Below are 19,620 nucleotides of genomic sequence, written 5' to 3' on the forward strand. Positions count from 1 at the left end.
CATCCGCTACACGTCATCATGTGTCCACCCTTTCAAAATCGCGCTTTGCTGGATGCCCGCCTTCCCCGGCGCGTAAACGCCTCCGTCCGGAGAACGCAACCACCCCCGGGCATCGACAAACATGCTATCACTTTCCTCATCAACGCGTAATAGACGGCACCCCGCAAACGTTGACGTGCTACAGCGCCGCTCAGTCAGCGGCGCTTCTACCCGAGCGCGAGACGGCGTCGTGCGCGAGGACCCGGAAGTGCTGCGCCGCGGGTGACGGGCGCGGTCCGGGAAAGGCCACCACCAGCTCCGCGTGACCGGGCGCGCCGCTCAGCGGGCGGAACACGACGCCCTTGGGGCACAGTGCCTGGGAAGACGCAGGCGCAATGGTGAGGCCCAGCCCCGCCTCCACCATGCCAACGACAGAAGGCCATGAGCTGGCTTCCTGGAGGATGTTCGGGGAGAACCCCGCCGCCAGACACATGCTCGTCACGAGGTCATGCAGGCCCGGCGCGGAGTGGCGAGGAAAGAGCACAAAGGGTTCGCTCGCCAGCGAGGACAGCGCGACGACCTGCTGACGGGCACGCGGGTGCCGTGCTGGCAAGGCGAGCACGAAGCGCTCCCGGAGCAGCCGTTCGACGATGAGCCCTTCGTGGCGAAACGGCGCCCGGACAATGGCGATGTCCAGCTCGCCAGCGGAGAGCGCGGCGCCCACATTCAACGTTTCGCTGTCATCCAGCTCCAGCTTCACCTTTGGAAACTTCGTGCGGAAACGCAGCACGATGTCCGGCAGGACGCCGAACGCGGATGACGCGGAGAAGCCGACTCGCAGGCTGCCCGTCTCCCCACTCGCCGCCTGCTGCACCGCATGGATGACGTCCGCGCGCCGGGCCAGCAAGGCGCGCGCCTCCTCCAGCAACCGTGCTCCCGCGGCGGTAAGGGCGACGCGGCGGCTCGTGCGGGTGAGCAGCTCGACGCCCAGCTCGGACTCCAGCCGGCGAATCTGCTGGCTGAAGGGCGGCTGAGCCATGCCGATGCGCGCGGCGGCGCGCCCGAAGTGCAGCTCCTCCGCCACCGCGATGAAGAGCTGGAGCTGACGGAATTCCATATTGAGACGATATCCGTCTCGATGCGCCTCGAAAGATATATTGGTGGTGAAGGATGCGGCTTCCTACCATCCGGTGCATGCGACTCCGATTCGTCCCCCTTGGACTGGTGCTCACAGCGCTTTCGGGGGCTCCGGCCCTGGCGCTCGAAGACGCCCCACCCGCCTCGGGAGCCACACCTGATGCCGGCACTCAAGCGAAGCTGGACCTGGCGCACCGGTTCACCCGGCGGGTGGAGCTGCTGCGGGACAGCCTCGTCACGCCCAAGTGGATGCGAGCAGGCGACCGGCTGGTCTTCTGGTCCCGCGAGGGCAAGGACGGCGGAACCTGGGTGCTGGCGCACGCGAAGACCAGCGAGCTGAAGCCGCTCCTCTCCGGCGAGCACCTGCGGCAGCAGCTCTCGTCGTTGATGGGCAAGCCCGTCACGGCGCCCCGGTTCTTCGACGTCGCGTTCACTCCCGATGAACAGGGCATTGTGTTCCAACTGGAGGGCAAGACGTTCGGACTGGGCCTCACCGGTGGCCGCGTCACGTTGCTCCCGCCGGAGGACCGAACCGCGCTCACGCTGTCCCCGGCTCACTTCTTCGCACCGCGAGGAGGCGCGCTCGCCCTCCAGCGACCGGGGGGCTTCGCGGTGCAGGATGCGGCGGGGGCGACCGTGGTCGAGCGCACGGGCGAGCAGCACCTCGACTGGCGGATTCCAGAGCGCCCCTGGTCACCGGACGGCCGCTTCCTGACGGTGTGGCGGGAAGACTCGCGCGCCGTCCACCAGGTGCCCGTCGTGGACTACACCAGCGCACTGGAGAAGGTGACGATGATGCCGTACGCGAAGGCGGGGACGCCGCTGCCGCGTTCGGAGCTTCACGTCGTGGAGGTCGCGACGGGCCGCGTGACACGCATTCCTCCCGTCGAAGGCGAGACGTATGACTGGTTCGCCGGCTGGAACCCCGAGGGCACCGAGGCGCTGTGCCTCCACCTCTCCCGCAACGCCAAGCGGCTGGACCTGACGGCCGTGGACCCCACGTCTGGCAAACGCCGGCACGTGCTGCGCGAGGAGCGTCCGGAGACCTTCGTCACCGGCCTCGACTTCGCGGTGGGCGGCTGGGCGAAACAGGTGACGGCGCTGCCAGAAGGGCGCGGCTACCTCTGGATGTCCGAGCGCGACGGCTGGCGCCACGTGTATGCCTATGACCGGTCGGGGAAGCACGTGCGGCAGCTCACGCGAGGTGCCTTTCCCGTGCATGAAGTGGTGGGAATCGCCCCCACGGGCGACGCGCTCTATGTGCTGGCCTCCGCCGACAGCGGCGCGCCGTACGAGCACCTCTTCTACCGAGGCAGCCTGAAGGGCGGCGCCTTGACGCGGCTGTCGTCAGGCTCGGGAATGCACCGCATCACGCCGTCCCCCTCGGGCCGGTACTACGTGGACACCTGGTCCTCGCGGACACAACCGCGGCTGCGGGAGCTGGTGCCCGTGACGGGGGGCCCACGCGTGCGACTCACCACCTCGGACGCGAGTGAAGTCGAGTCGCTGGGTGACACACGGCCAGAGGCACTCCTCGTCAAGGCGGCGGATGGCACCACGCCCCTCCACGGCGTGCTCTACAAGCCACGCGACTTCGACGCCGCGAAGCGCTACCCCGTGCTCGCCTATATCTACGCGGGCCCCTTCACCACCATGGTTCCCTGGAGCTACGTCGGGAATCACATGTCGTTGACCGCCAGCGGACTGGCGCAGCTCGGCTTCGTCGTGGTGATGCTGGACCCTCGAGGAACGACAGGGCGGAGCAAGGCTTTCCAGGACGCGAACTACGGCCGCGTGGGACAGACGGAGATTCCCGACTACGTCGCGGCGCTGAAGCAGGCCGCCGCCACGCGCCCGTGGATGGACCTGGAGCGGGTCGGCATTCACGGGGCCTCCTGGGGCGGATACTTCGCGCTGCGCGGCATGCTGACGGCGCCGGACTTCTTCAAGGCGGGATATGCCGTGGCCTCGGGCGCACTGGAGGAGGAGGCCATCATCAACGAGCCCTATCTCGACCTCCCCAGCGCGAATCCCCAAGGCTACGCGGTGGGCGACAACCTCGCGCTCGCCGGCAAGCTGAAGGGGCACCTGAAGCTGATGCACGGCACGAGCGACGTGAATGCCACGCTCTCCGTGACGATGCGGATGGCGGATGCGCTCATCCGGGCCAACAAGCGCTTCGAGCTGCTCATCATGCCCGGACAGCCCCACTCCCCTATGGGCCCCGCCAGCCGCTACTTCCAGGACGACGTGGGCCTGTTCTTCCTCCGGACCCTGGGCTCACCCCAGTGAGGACCGCTCCCGGCCCGGTGACTCAATCCCGGTCCGGAGCGCCCAACGGGAAGAGCGGCCGGAACTGCCGCGCTTCATCCACCGCTCGGGCGAAGGACGGACGCGCGAGCAATCGCGTGCGGTAGGCGCGCAGGACGGGGTAGGACTCGGAGATTCGGTGCGTCCAGTCCGCGTAGAACAGCGAGGGCGCGGCCGCGCAGTCCGCCAGTGAGAAGTCCGCGCCAGCGGCGGCCCACGTCCTTCCCGCGAGCTGCCCTTCCAGCCAGGCGTAGGCCACCTCCAGCTTCTTCTCGGCCAGCGCCTTTCCTTCCTGGCGCTTCACCGCATCACCCGTCAGCGCGCCGTCCACCGCGTGCTGCGCCGCATTCATGACATGCAGGTCGAAGAAGCGGTCGAGGAAGCGCACGTCCAACGCGGCCATCGGGTCCTCCGGAAGCAGGCGCACCGGGCCGGGATGCACGAGCTGCAGGTACTCGATGATGATGCTCGTCTCCGCGATGTCGCGCTCGCCATCCACCAGCAGCGGGAACTTGCGCAGCGGCCAACGCCGCATCCACTCGGCCGCGTGCAGTGGTGTGTCCGGCCCGATGCAGCGGAACTCAAAGGGCGTGGCATTCTCATACAACGCGATGAGCACCTTCTGCGTGTATGAAGAGAAGGGATGACCGTAGACCACGAGCGGCATCGGCTGACTCCTGGCGGATTGCGACGGGCCTGAACCCTACCCTACTCCTCGCCCCCGGAAGGTCATCTCGCATTGGCGGCACGTGGGAGCCACCGGCGCACCTCGTCCAGATACGCTTGAGGGAGCGCGTGCCCGCTGTCGAACGTCTGGTGACGCTTCCGACGAGACGGCGCTGCATCGAACAGCGCACGGCTGTCCGCGACAGGCGCGAAGTCATCCCGGTTCGCCGTCAGGAGCAACCAATCCTGGTGAATCCGCCCCATGTGCCGGGAGGGGGCCACCTCCTCCATCGACGGATCGATGTGCGGCGGAACCATCGTGACGAGGTGCGTGATGCGCGGCTCACGGGCCGCCAGCAGGAGTCCCACCTGCGCGCCCATGCTGTACCCGGCGACGAGCACCCGGGGTGGCGTGCCTTTCGCGAGCACGGCCTCCAGCAGCGCCTGGGCATCCCGCACGGTGTCCGCGATCATCGCCACGTAGCGCGCGGGCTCGCCTTGATGGGCCCGCTTCGCGAGTGCGCCCGGCCGCGCCTCGGGCGTCGCCCGCTCTCCGTGACGGCGAGCATCGAGGAGATAGACGCGATAACCGGCCCGCAGCAGCTCGTCCTTCAGGATTCCACCGTGCGTCGGCCCCGCGTCAGACAGCCAGTCCTCCTTGCGGCGCGTGAGCCCGTGCAGCAAAAGGGCGACGGGTGGATTGGCGATGCGCCCCTCCGGCTCCAGCACGCGCGTGGGGATGCGCTCTCCATCCGCGCCGCGTACGTCCAAGGAACTCGCGGTGTCGTCGGCACGGGCAAGGGAAGTCGACAGGAGCAGCAGGCACAGCGGCAGCAAACGGGTCATCACGGTCCTCCCAGCAGTGAAAACCCCTTCACCCTGCCGGCGCCCGCGTCAGCCACGCGTCAACCCGCGCTTGACCTTGGATTGACGTAGCGGCTGCTAACCTGCCGCCCCATGCGAGTGCTCGTCGTCGAGGACAACCTGGACCTCCAGGCCAACATCGCGCGGTTCCTGGGGACGGACTTCCAACTCGACTTCGCGGCCACCGGCCCCCAGGGACTCACGCTCGCCCTGGGGCAGGAGTACGACGTCATCGTGTTGGACGTGATGCTGCCGGGCATGAGCGGCATCGAGGTGTGTCAGCGCTACCGGCAGCTCGCGCCCCGACTTGTACCCATCCTCATGCTGACCGCGCGGGATACGCTCGACGACAAGGAAGAGGGCTTTCGCGCGGGCGCGGATGACTACCTCGTCAAGCCGTTCTCCTTGAGGGAGTTGCGGCTGCGGCTCGAGGCCCTGTCGCGGCGCCCCGTCCCTCCCAGCGGACAGCGGCTGAAGGCAGGGACGCTCACGCTGGAGCCCGGCACGGGCCAGGTCCGGCGTGGCGAGCGCGCCGTCCGACTCAACAAGACCGAGGCAATCCTCCTCAGACTGCTGATGGAGGCCGCGCCCGAGCCCGTCTCGGCGGCCACAATGGCCCACCACCTCTGGGGCGATGACGCGCCGGAGTCCAGCGCCTTGCGCACCCACGTCTATGCCCTGCGCGGAGCACTCGCCTCGTTGGGAATGGGCGACGCCATCACCACCCACCGCAACAAGGGATACAGCCTGGATGCACGCGAGGAATAGGTCGATCCGAGGACTCCTCCTGGGCGCCATGTCGGCGTCCGCGGCGCTCGCGCTCGTCCTGATGGGAGCGTTCTTCACCCTCTTCAGCTACGACCTGGAGGACACCCTCTTCGCCCGGCTCGTCGCCACCGCCGCGGACGGGCGTAGCGCCGCGCTGGAAACGACGGCGTACGAGGGACACGCGAACCTGCCGCCCTGGCTCGGCAATGCGCTGCCCATCGACACGCCTCGTGGCGAATACGAAGTCTTCACCCAGGGCCACGGCCACTTTCACGTCGCGGTGCGGCCGGACGCGGCAGCGGGCGCCACGCGATACGTGGTCCTCGACGCGACGGCGCTGACGAGCACCAGCCGCCATCTGCGCCGAACGTCCGGACTGCTGCTCGCGAGCGCGCTGCTCGCCCTGCTGGGCGCCGCGGGGCTGTCCCTCGTCGTCGCCAGAAGGCTGAGCCGTCCCCTGGAGCAGCTCGTGGGACGAGTCCAGTCGGGCACTCCGCCCCAGGCAGACAACCTGGAGGTCACCGAGGTGCGAGCGCTGGCCGAGGCCCTGCGAGTCCGGGATGCCCGCATCCACGACCTGCTGGAACGGGAGCGAGCCTTCAACCGGGACGCGAGCCATGAGCTGCGCACGCCCCTGGCCGTGGCGCAGGGCGCGGTGGAGATACTGGAGTTGGACCCACCGGCGGACGCGGAGACCTTTGGCCGTCTGCGACAGGCCGTGCATCACATGGGGCTGCTGACGGAGGGCATCCTCTGGCTGGCCCGGCCCGGCAACGCCGACGAGTCGTGCGAGCTGGTGGGCATCTCCCGGGAAATGGCCGCGCTGTCCATGCGCCATGACGCCCACCGAGAGGTGGCGTTCGTCATCGAGGCGAAGCAAGAGGTCCTCGTGCCCCTTCCCGGATCCGTGGCGCGGGTGATGTTGGGTAACCTCATCAAGAACGCGCTCGCCTACACGCCACGGGGACGCATCGTCGTCCACGTCTCGCCCGAGGCGTGGAGCATCTCCGACACCGGCGTGGGCTTCGGCCAGGCCGAGCCCGGGACCACCGGCCTGGGTATCGGGTTGTCGCTCGTGGAGAGACTGGCGCACCGGTTCCACTGGGACGTGAGCATCAGCGCGGTGGAGCCCCATGGGACGCAGGTGCGGCTGACGCCCCGTGGCGCAAGATTCTCCAAGTCTTCGGTCCCCACGCCTGCTAGCCAGACTTGATGCGCACCACCCTCCTGCATCGTTCGCGCGCCGTCTCCGTCCTGGACTACCGGTGCGACGCGAAGCCGGGCGAAAGCGCATTCGAGGAGCGGCACGGGGTCTCCTCGGTGTCGTATGTCCGGCGGGGGAGCTTCGGGTACCACGCTCGTGGCGCTTCGTATGAGCTCGTAGCGGGAGCGACCCTGGTCGGCCATGCGGGAGATGAATTCCACTGCACGCACGAGCACCATCTGGCGGGTGATGAGTGCCTGTCGCTCCAGTTCTCCGAAGCGCTCGTGGAGGAACTGGGCGGCGGATTGAACACGTGGCGAGTGGGGGCCCTGCCACCGCTCCCGTCCCTGATGATGCTCGGTGAGCTCGCACAACAGACGGCCGAGGGCCACACCCAGCTTGGCCTGGATGAAGTGGCGCTGGCGTTCGCGGCGCGGTTCGTCCGCACCGTCTCGGGTCGACGTGAGGCACCGTTGCGAATGACCACGCGGAATCGACGACAGGCCGTTGAAGCCGCGCTCTTCCTGGAGGAACGCGCGGACGCGCCGCTGTCGCTCGAGGAGCTCGCGGCGATGACGGGCCTGAGCCCGTTCCACTTCCTCCGTGTCTTCCGCCGCGTGCTGGGTGTCACGCCTCACCAGTACCTGGTTCACTTGCGCCTGCGACGGGCCGCGCGCCTGCTATCGACGGATGCGCCCATCACGCGCATCGCGTACGACGTGGGCTTTGGGGACCTCTCCAACTTCGTGCGCACGTTCCGCCGCGCGGCGGGCGTCTCGCCTCGCGCGTTCCGGAAGGCCTCGCGCGGAGACCGCAAGATTCTCCAAGAGAAGATGGTGCACACGGCCTAGGAAGTCGTCATGTCATCCCTCTGCAAGGACATCACGACGCGCGCCACACCCGAAGCGGTGTGGGACGCAATCCGAGACATTGGCGCCCTCCACACCCGGTTGGTTCCGGGCTTCGTCGTCGACACCCGACTCGAAGCCGGAGCCCGCGTCGTCACTTTTGGCAACGGGATGGTCGTCCGCGAGCCCATCGTCACGGTCGACGACGAACGACGGCGCCTCGTGTGGGGAGCGGAAGGCGGGCCGCTGACGCACTACAACGGCGCGGTCCAGGTCTTCGCGGAGGGCACGGGGAGCCGCGTCGTCTGGACCGCCGATTTCCTGCCCCACGACGCCAGCGCCATCGTCGGGCCCATGATTGAAGCGGGCATGGTGGCCATGAAGAAGGCGCTCGACGCAGCGGCGGCCTGAGCCGACGCCCCTCGGGCTCGCTGGTTTGTGCTTCGCGTTCATGGGGGGCCGGCATACCCTGCCCCTCATGTCTCCCTCAGAGGCCCTGGCGCGAGAACTCGCCGAGCTTGCGAGCCTGCGGCGCGCCCGTGACCTGATGGACCGCGAGTTCGAGAGCAACCTCGACGTCGAGGCGATTGCCCGCGCGGCCTTCATGTCACCCGCTCACTTCTCGCGGCGATTTCGCCAGGAGTATGGGGAGAGCCCGTACTCGTACTTGATGACACGTCGTGTCGAGCGGGCGATGGCCCTGCTGCGCCGTGGCGACATGAACGTCACCGAGGTGTGCATGGCCGTGGGCTGGTCCTCGCTGGGCTCGTTCAGCGCGAGCTTCACCCGGCTGGTGGGCGTGCCTCCCTCCACCTACCGCACCCTGGACCACACGGAGGACCGTGTGCTGCCCGCTTGCATCCAGAAGGAGCGGACCCGCCCTCATCGAGCAGGATTGGAGAAGCAATCCCCAGCGCGGAGCGCCACAGTGAAGCCATGACACTCAAGCTCTCTGTCGCGCACCTCACCGTGGACAACCCCGAACTCGCCCTGACCTTCTACCGGGACGCCCTGGGCCTGAACCTCGTGGGCGATGTCTCCAACGGCCCCTTCCGCTGGCTCACGCTCGTCTCCCCCGACCAGCCGGAGGTCCAGATTGTCCTCAGCCAGCCCCATGCCGGCCGGACGCAGGAGGACGGCGACACGGTGGCACGCCTGCTGGCCAAGGGGTCGCTGGGCGGCGCCATCTTCAGCAGCAGCGACCTCAATGCGACCTTCGAGAAGCTGCGCGCCGCCCGTGCGGACATCGTGCAGGAGCCCACCGACCAGCCGTGGGGTGTCCGCGACTGCGCCGTGCGTGATCCCGCCGGCAACATGATTCGCATCAGCCAGGCGTGACCGGGCGCCCGCCTGCGCGGGCCCGTCACCAAGCCGGTCCAATCCCCCCAAGCACCCGACCGCTCGATGCCCGCTCCGTGTCAACGGACGCGGGCCCCGCGACGCGTGTGCCCTGAAGCGCACCCACTTGTCTGTCTTTAACGGAGATCGCAATTGAACTGGACCAACGGGATTCGGCAGTTCCACCGCTGGGTGTCCATCGTCTTCACCCTCACCGTCATCGCCAACTTCGTCGCGATGGCTCAGCCGGAACCTCCCACCTGGGTGGCCTTCCTGCCGCTGCTCCCGCTCGCGCTGCTGCTGTTCACCGGCCTGTACTTGTTCGCGCTACCTTATACCGCCAAGTGGCGCGGCGCGCGGCGTAGCTGACACCTCCCATCGAAAGGCAGGAAGATGAAGGCCCCCTCTGAAGAAACCGGCAAGCCGGCCTCCGAGCTCATCGACGAGAGAATCGCCGAGCTGGGCGACTGGCGCGGCAAGACGCTCGCCAGGATGCGCGCCCTCATCAAGGAGGCGGTCCCCGACGTCGTGGAGGAGTGGAAGTGGCGGGGGACCCCGGTGTGGTCCAAGGACGGGGGCATCTGCACGGGCGAGTCCTACAAGTCAGCCGTGAAGCTGACCTTCCACAAGGGCGCATCCTTGAAGGACCCCACCCAGCTCTTCAACTCGAGCCTCGAGGGAAACGTGCGGCGCGCCATCGACATTCACGAAGGCGAGGAGATTGACGCGAAGGCATTCAAGGCGCTCGTGCGCGAGGCGGTCGCGCTCAACTCCCCGAGTGGAAAGAAGGCCACGAAGCGCAAGTGAGCGCGGAGACCGTGAAGGTTGCGCTCGGCGGATCAGGGTGGGCCGATTATCCTTGAGCCGCTGGGCCCCTCGGGGTCGAGGTCACCGCAATCCTGGAGTGAACGCAATGGCCGGCAAGACAGCCAAGAAGTCCGCGACCGTGGCCAAGAAGACCGTGGCCAAGAAGACCACGACGGCGAAGAAGGCCGTGGCGGCCAAGAAGACCGTGGCCAAGAAGACCACGACGGCGAAGAAGGCCACCGCGAAGAATGCGCCGCCGAAGCTTCTCTCCGGCGGCAATCCGCAAATCGCGAAGGGCTACGGCGACGCCCCCATCCAGGCCTACATCGCGGCCATGCCGGGTTGGAAGCGCGCCGTCGGGAGTCGGCTCGACGCGATCATTGAACGCACCGTCCCTGGCGTGGTCAAGGCCGTCAAATGGAACTCGCCCATGTATGGCGTCGAGGGACAGGGGTGGTTCCTCGGCATCCATTGCTTCGCGAAGTACATCAAGGTGGCGTTCTTCCGCGGCAAACAATTGAAGCCGCTCCCGCCCAGTGACTCCAAGTCCCAGGACACGCGCTACCTCGACATCCGCGAGGACGAGACTTTCGACGAGGCGCAGTTCGTCGACTGGGTGAAGCAAGCGAGCAAGTTGCCCGGCGAGCGGATGTAGCAGCAAAGCCCCACACTGCGAGTGACAATGCTTTTTCACTGCGCAGTCAGTCATTCGCAAGGCCACGGACCTGACACCTCCAGGCCCCCCGTGGGGGAAGTGAGCCGCCACTTCAGTCACGCCTCCCTGCTGGTCGATTCGAGCATCCGGACGCCTCGAAATCGTCTGTTGCAAGGTGCTCCCATCGCAGCAGGTCATGACGCGCGCTGGCGACCGCGACGAAATCCCAGACGGGCGCACGACGTATTGGGTTGTCATTGAGCAGTCAGAATCCTGTCTGACTGTTCAAATCCTCTCTGGCGCCATCGTGCGTCACGTCCGGACGCGCCTGCGTGGCACGTGGACGCATCCACCCCCTTTCTTCTAGCGTCCTCACACGGGGCGTGGCCGAAAGGGATTGTGGCGCGGTGCTTGCTCCAGGTCCGTTCCAACAACGCAGCCCGGGTTGCACCCACGGATAGCGCGGCCCCTATCCGCTCACCTGAGCTGCGTTCTCGCCTTGAAAGGAAGCCCATGCTCGCCAAGCCCAAACTTGTCATTGATGTGAAGTCCAGCATCACCATCAACGCCGCGCCGGTGAACATCTCCACCAACGAGAGCACGGGCATCAACCAGACGCTCGACGGCTACATGATCCTCACCATCCAGAACCTGTCGTCCAGCAAGGCGACGGTCCTGTACTCGTCGGGTGGGAGCACGCCGCAGCAGGTCGAAATCGAGGGGGGCGACAACGCGCCGCAAATCATCATCAACAACTGGGGCGCGAACAACCTGAGCGTCACCAACCTGAGCAACCGCGACGAGACGGAGGTCGCCGTGGGTCTCTATGGGTTGGGCACTCCCACCGAGTCGCTGCCCGCCGGGGAGTCCGTCGAACTGAAGCAGTACACGTCCGCGGGAGCGAAGACGCCGGCGAAGTTCGCCGCCCTGCAGCTCGCCGCCGGAGCCTCGTCGGAGACGACGCTCTTCTTCGTCTTCTCCGTGGGCAAACCCGTCGCCTACGCCCTCAACGTCAACGACCCGGACTACTTCCCCGGCTACATCACCAGCGCCAGCAACCAGACGCGCATCACCAACAACTGGCAGGGCCGGGACCTCTTCGTCATCAACGTCTCCACGCACGTCGAACCGGGCCGCGTCCGCTTCGATCCCCTCTGAGTCGCTTGTCCCGGCAGGTCCCCGGCCGCGGCGCGCCTCCCAGCCGCCGCGGACGGCACGGGTCTGCCTTTCCCATCCCATGGCCCGCGCCTCACCCGCGCCGGGCCCGAGTGAAGCGGAGGCACCGCGTGGCCACCATCCCCCTGACCATCAACGACCCGCCGGTCACCGTTGACGTCAACGGCAGCGCCTTCATCAACCAGACGCTGTCGGGCTACATGATTCTCACGGTGCAGAACCTGTCCCCCAGCAGGGCGCAGGTGCTGTACTCGTCCGGCGGTTCGACGCCGCAGCCCATCGACATCCCAGGCGGCGAGAACGCGCCCTACATCGTCATCCAGGATTGGAGGGCCGACAACCTCACCGTCATCAACGTCAGCCCCCAGGACGGGACGCAGGTGAAGGTGGGCATCTACGGGCTGGGCACGCCCACCACCGAGCTGTACCCGGGCGTCACCACCACGCTCGACCAATACCAATCCGCGGGCACGAAGACGCAGAGCCAGTTCATGGCGTTGCAGCTCGCCGCCCCGGGCTCCAGCCAGACCGCGCTCTTCTTCGTCTTCTCCGTGGGCAAACCCGTCGCCTACGCCCTCAACGTCAACGACCCGAGCGGCTTCCCTCCGGGCTACATCACCACGCCCAACAACCAGACGCGCATCGTCAACAACTGGCAGGGACGCAACCTCTTCGTCATCAACACGTCGACGGACACCGGGCCTCGAGAGGTTCGGCTCGACTCGCTGTAGTCCCACGGAGGCTTCCCGGATGGACTACGGCCGCGCGTACGTCTACAACCTGCTCACCTTCCCGCTCGAGCTCACGCTCAACGGCGGCGCCAGGCGCGTCATCCCTCCCCTGTCGGATGGAGAGCCCTTCACGCCCCGCCTCCTCACCGCGCCGCGCTCCTTCGAGCCGAGCCAGCCCGCGGACCTCTTCGGCCGGCAGAACGTGCTGCGGTACGGCCCCGTGGGGGGCGCCGCCGCCTCCGTCACCCTCACGGTGGACCCGGAGGTTTGGCCGGTGAACGAGCCCGTGCAGGTGTACCTGCTGGCCAACCTGACCGTGCTCCGCGTGGGCATGGACGGCCAGCGCGCCACGCCCACCCCCGCGTTCTCCGAGGGCACCGCGACGACGAAGACGCAGCGGGCCTTCTTCTTCAACATGACGGGCCAGAGCCTGCGCCTCGTGCTCAACGACGGCACGCCGGTGACGCTGCCCGCCATCTCAGGCGCAGAGCCCTTCACCCCGCCGCTGACGCCCTTCCCTCGCGTCGACGTCACCCAGCCCTCGCAGCAGGCGGTCTTCGGCGTCACCAACTCCGTCCAGTACTGGCTCGCGGGCTCCTCGCTCGCGGCGGCGAAGCGCAGGGTGACGCTCCAGGTGAAGACGTCCGACTGGGCGCTCGCCAATGACGTGCAGGTTTACCTCTTCCAGCGCTCGGCCGTGGTGCGGCTGGGCGGCAAGGCCACCTACGCGACCACCACCGTGGGCTGAGCCGCTTCCACTCCCCCAGGGAAAGCACGGACATGCCCTACTATTTCTCCGACAACGCGCAGAACGTGGAGCCGTTCGTCTACTTCGCGAACCAGCCCACGGCCACGCCGTTCGCGTTCGAAGTGCTGCTGCCCCAGGTCTTCGTGACGCCCCCCACCGGGCCCATCACCGAAGGCCCATTCACGCTGGAGGCGCGCACGCCCGCGTCCATCCCGCTGCCGTTCCGGGTGGCCTTCGCCTCCACCAGCGCGGTGTGGACCTTCAACGACAAGGCGGCCCGCGCGGGGCTCCAGCAGTCCTTCATCGCCTTCCTCATCAAGCTGGAGGCGGCGGGGCTGGTGCCTGGTGGACTGCAGACGGTGCGGCTCGCCCTGGCGCAGCGGCTGCCGCTCACCTTCACCGAGACGCTCTTCTACCGCTACGGCTTCGACGGCGCGGCGGGATACGCGGACCTGACGCCCGGCATGCGGCTGCGCGCGGACTTCCAGGGCTACCAGCTCGCGGACCCCACGGGCGCTGGCACCAACCAGTACCTCAACGGCTACACCGGCAGCGAGTCCGTGACGTTCGACCTGGTGGGCCTCCCGGACGCGCAGGGCTTCGCCACGGTGGTGCTGGACGCCTTCCTCGGCCGCATCGGCACCACGGTGGTGGCGCCGAACCAGGGCGGTGGCGGCGGAATGATTGACCTCCAGACGGGCTTCCGGCGCCGCTACCTGCGCGCCCTGTACCCCACGACGATGGAGTCCGCGGACAAGAAGGGCTTCGTCGGCACGCAGAAGAACGTGACGCTGGTGGCCGCGGACTCGCTCGCCGTCATCGAGGCCGCGACGCGGAGCTACCGCGAGACCAACGGCAACACCGGCGGCAACGGCGTCTCCACCTACCTGCGCGGCCGCACCGTGCTGGTGCCGCAAGTGCAGGTCTACGTGAGAGGCGCGCCCACGTACGTGCCGCTGGGCACCACGCTGCGCCACCTGTTGGACACGTCCACCTTCATCCCGCCGCTGGCCCAGCAGGTGCCCAACCTGAACTGCCAGCGCTGGCTGATGGACTACAACCCCTATTCGGACACGGCGCTCCAGCTCGTCTTCCCCGGCTTCACGCCGCTGAACGTGTGGGGGTCGAACTACCGCGTCTACTGGAACGGCGCGGACGTGCTCGACCTGCCGCTGGCCAAGGGCGACGCGCTCACCTTCTCCGTCCCGGACATCCTCTCATGAGCGCGCCCACCTTCCTCGCGGTGCAGGCGGGCTCACCGCTGTATTTCCTGGAGGTGGGCCCCGCGCTCGGGGACTACCGCATCGGCTACGTCGCGGACGTGGACGTCACCCCGCCGGAGACGGTGACGCTCGCCGAGACGTGGAAGGAGTACCCCGGCGTCTACCTGCTGCTGGGCGCCGCGCCCACGGACACCGCGCGGTTCATCGCGGACCTGCGCGGGCTGCTCGCCACGCAGCCCCTGGCGCTCACCCGACTGCTCCTGCTCGATGACCCCAACGCGCCGCCCAACCAGTGGCGCTTCGACCGGCTCGCCGTGCGTCAGACGGGCGCGGAGGCTGAAACAGCCGCACTCGCGCCCTTCCCGCTGCGCAACCTGTCCCTCTTCATCCAGGCGGGTCTGCCCTTCGGCCTGAACGATGCCGAGGATGGCCTGCGCGTGGACAATGCCGCGGGCCAGTGCTTCTTCACCACCGACGACGGCCAGCAAACGCTGACAGGCGTTGGCGCCACGGTGGAGCTGCCCTTCACGGGCCCCAGCGCGGGCTGCTTCCGCTTCACGCTCACGCTGCGGGACACCACGGGGCTGGACGCACTGGACGCGGGCCTGCGCTTCTTCACCGACGCCGCCTTTCCCGGGCTGCTCCAGTCACTGCGCTACCCGCTGTTCGCCGTGGGCGCGGGTGGGCTCGCGCTGGACACGTCGGTGGACCCACTGCATCCCCTGCTGCCGGAACGCACGTCCTTTGGCCTGCTGTCGCCGGGCACGGAGACGGGCCCTGCCCTGGAGTCGTACTTCCGCACCCACCTGGGCCACCCCATCGCGCTCAAGCCGACGCGCGCGGCGGGTGCCTCGGCCGACCCGCGCTTCGTCCTGGGCGTGCGCAAACAGTCCGCCGAGCCGCAACAGTCCGACCCGTACTACCTGACACCGCTCGGTGCCTTCGAGGTGGTGCTCCCCACGGGCGCCAACGCCGAGCGCGGCGCCTCGGGAGAAACGGCGGGACGGATGATGTGCGGCACCGCGGGCGTGGAGTACCTCGGACTGCCCGCGACCGCCGGCAGCCTGCTGCACTTCTTCCCCGACCACCCCGCGTACATGCCGCCGGACGCGGCGGCGGCCGTGACCACGCAGGCCCAGGCGAATACGCGTCGAGCGCGGCCCCGCTCCGCGCTGGCCTCGGCCCGGGAGGCGCCACTGACGACCGTGGCGACCACGTCGTGGGCGTACGTGACGCCGCCGCCCGGCGGGGGTCAGGTGGGCTACTTCGCACAGCCCGGCGACGCGAGCCTCTTCCAGCCCGACCCCGCCCTCTACCTCGGGTACATGGAGGTCCCCGCCGGCACGCTGCCCCCCATCGCGACAACGCCGCCCCCGCGAAGCGCACGGCCCACGTTCCGCCAGAAAGTCGCGGGCGACGCACCCGTGCCCACCGCCTTCCCGCTGGCGCCCTACGCGGGAGTCATCACGGAGGACCTCGCGCCCTTCCGGCTCATGGAGAATGGCGCCATCAGCCCCGCGCGCCGTGACGCGGTGCTGCGCCTCACGCTGCCCGCGCAGGAGACGCGCCGCGCGCAGCGGGCCTTCGCCCTGGCGGACGACGACAAGCTCGGGACGACGCCGCAGGGCCTGCTCGCCCGCTTCGACAGCACCCTCCAGGACTGGAAGGCGCTGACGCTGGCGCAGACGGATGGGGGCACCCAGCAGCTCCAGTGGACGCAGCTCACGGGACCGCTGCGCGCGGCGCTCCAGACGAACCAGCTCTTTCTCGTCATCAGCGACGCGTACGGCTTTCTCTCCAGCGGCTCCATCAACTACGAGCTGACGCCCACCTCCTTCGTCCGGCTGGGCACCGAGGGCATGGTGCCCCCGGACGTGCTCGCGAAGGTGAAGCCGCTGGAGGGCCGGCGGCTCCCCGACCTCACCTCCTACGAGGCCGCGCTCCAGGCGGTGCTCTCCCCCACGGAGTACACGCAGTACCGTGACGTCTTCCTGCGCTTCGGTGCCTTCTCGCAACTGCGCATCCGCGAGTGGACCTTCGACCTGTCCCCCTATGAGTGGGCGTCGCGCCAGACGCTGGTCGTCTTCAAGTTCTTCGGCGAGAAGCTCAGCACCCTCGCCGCGGACCCCGCGCGCTGGACGGCCGCCGCGGACTTCAACCGGGACGTGAACACCACGCGGGAGCAGCTCGTCACCTTCCTCGCGGACGCCGCGTCCCGAGACGACCCGGACTTCGAGTCCTTCAACCGGCTGGCGGAGGACCCGAGCTGGAACGGCATCCTCTTCCTCAACGTCCGCGTGCCGCTGGCCAGCCTTCCGCCGCAGCTCGTCGGGCTCGCCGCCGGCATCGACCCGGAGGCCTTCAACGCCCACCACGTGGGCATCAACGTCAACCCGCTGGCGAAGGACCTGTCGAACCTCGCCATCCAGGACAGCTCGCTCTTCGGCCTCATCGCCTACGAGAGCCCGGGTGACTTGTTCTTCGAGGACCGGCCCTACGAATACAAGGTCTCCTCGCTGAAGACGCTGTTCCGCAACTCGCTCATCCAGCGCTTCTCCAGTCAGGTGCTGCTGATGGTGAACCAGCTCTTCGGAGAGCCGGGCACCCTGGTGGGCAGCACGCACGGCAACAACCTGCTGCTCGACGGCACCTACCAGCGACAGGGCGAACAGGACTCGTATGTCTTCCTGCGCCAGGGTGAAGACATCTTCACGATGAAGAGCGGTGTCTTCGACAACATCGAGGTCCAGCAAACACAGTTCGTCACCGTCAACCCGCCCACGAACGGCGCCGCCATCGCGCCCATCCAGGCGCGCTTCCAGCTCTGGGGCACGCTGCGCTTCAAGGCCCTGGCCGGCTTCGACGCGTTCTCCTTCGGGCCCACGCGCGGCGTCGACGGCGAGCTGCTCGTGGACGGGGGCCTGCGCTTCGCCAACCTCGCGCTGGACCTCACCTTCAATCCGCAGGTGCTCACCGACAAGGTGTTCACCTTCAACGCGGGGCAGCTCTCCTTCGACCTGTCGCGCAGCCGCGCGCGGGAGACGAGCCTCTTCCAGCGCTTCCCCGTCACCCTGGCGGGCCTCATCCAGGCGGCCGAGGGCACCACGCCGCAGTCACTCGGCTTCACCTCGGTGGACGCGCCGCTCGGTCAATCCGCGGTGAAGTACCCCTGGTTCGGCCTCCAGTTCCTCATCGACCTGGGCACGCCGGGTGCGCTCGCGGCCCGCATGGACTTCCGCGCCATGCTGCTCGTCGCGTGGGCCCCCAACCCGCGCGGCCTGAGCTTCTTCCTGGGGCTTTCCCTGCCAGGCATGACGGGCGGCAAGCGGGAAATCACGCTCCAGGGCGCGCTGAAGGTCGCCGTGGGCGGCTTCGAGTTCACCGTCTCACCCGAGTCGGAGTTCATGCTCCGCTTCAACAACATCGCCCTGAAGTTCTTCCTCCTGCGTTTTCCGCCCTCGGGGCAGACGACCGCCTACCTCTTCGGCAATCCCAACCGGGAGAACACCGACAAGGCCTTGGGCTGGTACGCCGCGTACGCCAAGCCCGGCTTCACCCCGCCCCGTCCCACCAACCCGCCGCCGCCGGCCCTGCCGCCTTCCACGCGGGAAGGCGCGGAGTGATTTCACCGGGAGCCCCTGCATGCCCACGCTGACCATCACCGTCTGGAACATCCAGGACTACGGCGTCTTCAGATACACGACGCGGGGCAGCTATACCGCCGTCCACAACTTCATCGCCTGGGTGCTGCTGCGACAACAGGCAGACATCTTCATGATGGTGGAGATGCAGCAAACGGGCACGCTGCGGCTGCCCAATCTGCGCGCCGCCCTCGCCACGCGGATGCCCGGCGCCAACTGGTTCTACGACTGGGTGAAGGGCGCCATCGACCCAGCCACGGCGCCCGGCCCCAACACGGGCGTCACCACCTTCGGCCAGCTCGGCTTCACGCAAAGCGCCAAGCGCGAGGGCTACGCGCTCTTCTTTCGCAACAACCCCGCCAAGTTCAGCATGACGCAGGCGGCCCCCGTGGGCGCGGCGGGCATCGCCAACACCTTGTCCGCCGGCGTCCAGCCCGCGCCCGTGCCGCTCGGCGTCCCCACGTACGCGCTCTCCGTGGTGCTGGAGGGCCGTCCTCCCGCGGCGATGCCGACGAGCCCCTGGGCCTACACCGCCCCGAACTTCAACCCGGCCGTCGCGCCGCCCGTGGCGTGGAACAACCTCAACTTCCCCACGCCCGTCTCCCCCAATCTCATCCGCGCATCGTCACGCCGCCCCGCATACTGCGTCATCCGGCTCAACATCGGCGGCGGCGCCGGCCCCGCGGCCACGCTCATGCCGCTGATGGTCTACCACGCGCCCAGCAACGGCACGACAGACAACGCGCCGCCCGCTGGCACTCAGGCCGCGAGCTTCGCCCGTGCGCTCTACCAGGTGAGAGACCCCGCCGCGGGTTGGGCCTGGGTGAACAACACCCACGCGCTGGCGTGTGGCGACTTCAACGTGAACGGTAATTCCGCGGGCCTGCCCTTCGCCCGCCAGCTCAGCTACACCTCGTACCTGTCGCCCTTCGCCAACTCGGGCGCGGGAATGACCCAGAGCGCCATTCCCATGGGCCAGGGTGCGCTCGCCAACAACACCGCGCTCTCCTTGACGCAATGGATTGGCGGTCCGCCCAAACCCAACGGCGCGTCCTGGACGTACGCCACCGCCGAGTTCGACAACATCTTCACGCGAGGCATCCCCGGCGCAGACATCCGAGTGCCTCCGCGCGGCGTCATCTACGACCTCATCACCGCCGTGCGTCCGGGTGGAAGCCTCACCGGCGTGCCCGTCACCAACTTCCTGCCGCTGGTGAACGCGCGCATCGCCAACAAAGCCATGGTGAATGGCCGCCCCGTGTACCTCACGGGCGCGCCCGTGTACCCGCAGATCACCAACTGGGCCAACTTCTACAACGGGCTCACCGCGGGTCAGTTCCCCAACAACCGGTCCGCCGCCGAGTTCATCACGCTCTTCGTCAGCGACCACCTGCCCGTCACCTTCCGCTTCGACTACTGACCGCCGCGCCGCTCGCGGCGACGTGCCCTGGTGTCTCCCATGGACCTGAAGCGCCTGGAAGAAATCCTCGCAGCGCACACCACCGGTGGCGTGCTGACGCTGCCC

Annotated in this window: 19 protein-coding genes; 16 read left to right on the forward strand and 3 right to left on the reverse strand. The window is 68.2% G+C overall.

Features of this window, described 5'->3' with window-relative positions; genetic code table 11:
* Nucleotides 1–190 precede the first annotated feature (190 nt).
* Nucleotides 191–1,096, reverse strand: coding sequence for a LysR family transcriptional regulator (locus tag A176_RS25415; RefSeq protein ID WP_002633123.1), 906 nt, complete (start codon nt 1,094–1,096; stop codon nt 191–193).
* A gap of 77 nt (nt 1,097–1,173) precedes the next feature.
* On the opposite strand from A176_RS25415, the gene A176_RS25420 reads away from it, so the two are divergent.
* The gene (locus A176_RS25420; RefSeq protein WP_049872383.1) at nt 1,174–3,408 is read left to right on the forward strand and encodes a S9 family peptidase; all 2,235 of its coding nucleotides are present in this window, start codon (nt 1,174–1,176) and stop codon (nt 3,406–3,408) included.
* Nucleotides 3,409–3,430: 22 nt separating this feature from the next.
* Here the strand turns inward: A176_RS25420 and A176_RS25425 are convergent, their stop codons facing one another.
* Nucleotides 3,431–4,093 (reverse strand): glutathione S-transferase family protein, encoded by a 663-nt coding sequence (locus A176_RS25425; RefSeq protein ID WP_002633125.1) that lies wholly within the window; start codon nt 4,091–4,093, stop codon nt 3,431–3,433.
* Between the two features lie 62 nt (nt 4,094–4,155).
* On the reverse strand, nt 4,156–4,938 hold the full coding sequence (locus A176_RS25430; RefSeq protein ID WP_002633126.1) for an alpha/beta hydrolase: 783 nt from the start codon (nt 4,936–4,938) through the stop codon (nt 4,156–4,158).
* 111 nt (nt 4,939–5,049) lie between these two features.
* On the opposite strand from A176_RS25430, the gene A176_RS25435 reads away from it, so the two are divergent.
* The 15 genes from A176_RS25435 to A176_RS25505 all read left to right on the forward strand — a co-directional run bounded on the left by A176_RS25435 (nt 5,050) and on the right by A176_RS25505 (nt 19,515).
* Entirely contained in the window at nt 5,050–5,724 is a 675-nt protein-coding gene (locus A176_RS25435) for a response regulator transcription factor (RefSeq protein WP_002633127.1), read from the forward strand.
* Between the two features lie 28 nt (nt 5,725–5,752).
* Nucleotides 5,753–6,937, forward strand: a complete 1,185-nt coding sequence (locus A176_RS25440) for a sensor histidine kinase (protein ID WP_002633128.1) — start codon at nt 5,753–5,755, stop codon at nt 6,935–6,937.
* Entirely contained in the window at nt 6,937–7,779 is an 843-nt protein-coding gene (locus tag A176_RS25445; protein WP_002633129.1) for a helix-turn-helix domain-containing protein, read from the forward strand. The genes A176_RS25440 and A176_RS25445 overlap by 1 nt, the downstream gene beginning before the upstream one ends.
* A gap of 9 nt (nt 7,780–7,788) precedes the next feature.
* Nucleotides 7,789–8,187: an SRPBCC family protein gene (locus A176_RS25450; protein WP_002633130.1), complete on the forward strand. Its 399-nt coding sequence runs from the start codon at nt 7,789–7,791 to the stop codon at nt 8,185–8,187.
* A gap of 67 nt (nt 8,188–8,254) precedes the next feature.
* Complete coding sequence (locus A176_RS25455) at nt 8,255–8,716, forward strand: helix-turn-helix transcriptional regulator (RefSeq protein ID WP_002633131.1); 462 nt, start codon at nt 8,255–8,257, stop codon at nt 8,714–8,716.
* Complete coding sequence (locus tag A176_RS25460) at nt 8,713–9,114, forward strand: VOC family protein (protein WP_002633132.1); 402 nt, start codon at nt 8,713–8,715, stop codon at nt 9,112–9,114. Before A176_RS25455 ends, A176_RS25460 begins: the two co-directional genes overlap by 4 nt.
* Before the next feature lie 153 nt (nt 9,115–9,267).
* On the forward strand, nt 9,268–9,483 hold the full coding sequence (locus tag A176_RS25465) for a hypothetical protein (protein WP_002633133.1): 216 nt from the start codon (nt 9,268–9,270) through the stop codon (nt 9,481–9,483).
* Nucleotides 9,484–9,507: 24 nt separating this feature from the next.
* Complete coding sequence (locus A176_RS25470; protein ID WP_002633134.1) at nt 9,508–9,921, forward strand: DUF1801 domain-containing protein; 414 nt, start codon at nt 9,508–9,510, stop codon at nt 9,919–9,921.
* A 106-nt stretch (nt 9,922–10,027) separates the two neighbouring features.
* The gene (locus A176_RS25475; RefSeq protein ID WP_002633135.1) at nt 10,028–10,576 is read left to right on the forward strand and encodes a DUF1801 domain-containing protein; all 549 of its coding nucleotides are present in this window, start codon (nt 10,028–10,030) and stop codon (nt 10,574–10,576) included.
* A 513-nt stretch (nt 10,577–11,089) separates the two neighbouring features.
* On the forward strand, nt 11,090–11,734 hold the full coding sequence (locus tag A176_RS25480) for a hypothetical protein (protein WP_002633137.1): 645 nt from the start codon (nt 11,090–11,092) through the stop codon (nt 11,732–11,734).
* Between the two features lie 128 nt (nt 11,735–11,862).
* Nucleotides 11,863–12,483: a hypothetical protein gene (locus A176_RS25485; RefSeq protein ID WP_002633138.1), complete on the forward strand. Its 621-nt coding sequence runs from the start codon at nt 11,863–11,865 to the stop codon at nt 12,481–12,483.
* Nucleotides 12,484–12,502: 19 nt separating this feature from the next.
* Complete coding sequence (locus A176_RS25490; protein ID WP_002633139.1) at nt 12,503–13,231, forward strand: hypothetical protein; 729 nt, start codon at nt 12,503–12,505, stop codon at nt 13,229–13,231.
* Nucleotides 13,232–13,263: 32 nt separating this feature from the next.
* Nucleotides 13,264–14,454 carry a hypothetical protein gene (locus tag A176_RS25495; RefSeq protein WP_002633140.1) on the forward strand — a complete coding sequence of 397 codons (1,191 nt, stop codon included), beginning with the start codon at nt 13,264–13,266 and terminating at the stop codon, nt 14,452–14,454.
* Nucleotides 14,451–18,077, forward strand: coding sequence for a hypothetical protein (locus A176_RS25500; protein WP_002633141.1), 3,627 nt, complete (start codon nt 14,451–14,453; stop codon nt 18,075–18,077). Before A176_RS25495 ends, A176_RS25500 begins: the two co-directional genes overlap by 4 nt.
* A 19-nt stretch (nt 18,078–18,096) precedes the next feature.
* Nucleotides 18,097–19,515 (forward strand): hypothetical protein, encoded by a 1,419-nt coding sequence (locus A176_RS25505; RefSeq protein ID WP_002633142.1) that lies wholly within the window; start codon nt 18,097–18,099, stop codon nt 19,513–19,515.
* The last annotated feature ends 105 nt before the right edge of the window (nt 19,516–19,620 follow it).

It is taken from the genome of Myxococcus hansupus (assembly GCF_000280925.3).
Classification (GTDB): domain Bacteria; phylum Myxococcota; class Myxococcia; order Myxococcales; family Myxococcaceae; genus Myxococcus; species Myxococcus hansupus.

What these genes read in the sequence shown, in the direction of transcription:
- A176_RS25415 (WP_002633123.1), bottom strand. Translation starts at nt 1,096, where the DNA reads ATGGAATTCCGTCAGCTCCAGCTCTTCATCGCGGTGGCGGAGGAGCTG.
- A176_RS25420 (WP_049872383.1), top strand. Translation starts at nt 1,174, where the DNA reads ATGCGACTCCGATTCGTCCCCCTTGGACTGGTGCTCACAGCGCTTTCG.
- A176_RS25425 (WP_002633125.1), bottom strand. Translation starts at nt 4,093, where the DNA reads ATGCCGCTCGTGGTCTACGGTCATCCCTTCTCTTCATACACGCAGAAG.
- A176_RS25430 (WP_002633126.1), bottom strand. Translation starts at nt 4,938, where the DNA reads ATGACCCGTTTGCTGCCGCTGTGCCTGCTGCTCCTGTCGACTTCCCTT.
- A176_RS25435 (WP_002633127.1), top strand. Translation starts at nt 5,050, where the DNA reads ATGCGAGTGCTCGTCGTCGAGGACAACCTGGACCTCCAGGCCAACATC.
- A176_RS25440 (WP_002633128.1), top strand. Translation starts at nt 5,753, where the DNA reads ATGTCGGCGTCCGCGGCGCTCGCGCTCGTCCTGATGGGAGCGTTCTTC.
- A176_RS25445 (WP_002633129.1), top strand. Translation starts at nt 6,937, where the DNA reads ATGCGCACCACCCTCCTGCATCGTTCGCGCGCCGTCTCCGTCCTGGAC.
- A176_RS25450 (WP_002633130.1), top strand. Translation starts at nt 7,789, where the DNA reads ATGTCATCCCTCTGCAAGGACATCACGACGCGCGCCACACCCGAAGCG.
- A176_RS25455 (WP_002633131.1), top strand. Translation starts at nt 8,255, where the DNA reads ATGTCTCCCTCAGAGGCCCTGGCGCGAGAACTCGCCGAGCTTGCGAGC.
- A176_RS25460 (WP_002633132.1), top strand. Translation starts at nt 8,713, where the DNA reads ATGACACTCAAGCTCTCTGTCGCGCACCTCACCGTGGACAACCCCGAA.
- A176_RS25470 (WP_002633134.1), top strand. Translation starts at nt 9,508, where the DNA reads ATGAAGGCCCCCTCTGAAGAAACCGGCAAGCCGGCCTCCGAGCTCATC.
- A176_RS25475 (WP_002633135.1), top strand. Translation starts at nt 10,028, where the DNA reads ATGGCCGGCAAGACAGCCAAGAAGTCCGCGACCGTGGCCAAGAAGACC.
- A176_RS25480 (WP_002633137.1), top strand. Translation starts at nt 11,090, where the DNA reads ATGCTCGCCAAGCCCAAACTTGTCATTGATGTGAAGTCCAGCATCACC.
- A176_RS25490 (WP_002633139.1), top strand. Translation starts at nt 12,503, where the DNA reads ATGGACTACGGCCGCGCGTACGTCTACAACCTGCTCACCTTCCCGCTC.
- A176_RS25495 (WP_002633140.1), top strand. Translation starts at nt 13,264, where the DNA reads ATGCCCTACTATTTCTCCGACAACGCGCAGAACGTGGAGCCGTTCGTC.
- A176_RS25500 (WP_002633141.1), top strand. Translation starts at nt 14,451, where the DNA reads ATGAGCGCGCCCACCTTCCTCGCGGTGCAGGCGGGCTCACCGCTGTAT.
- A176_RS25505 (WP_002633142.1), top strand. Translation starts at nt 18,097, where the DNA reads ATGCCCACGCTGACCATCACCGTCTGGAACATCCAGGACTACGGCGTC.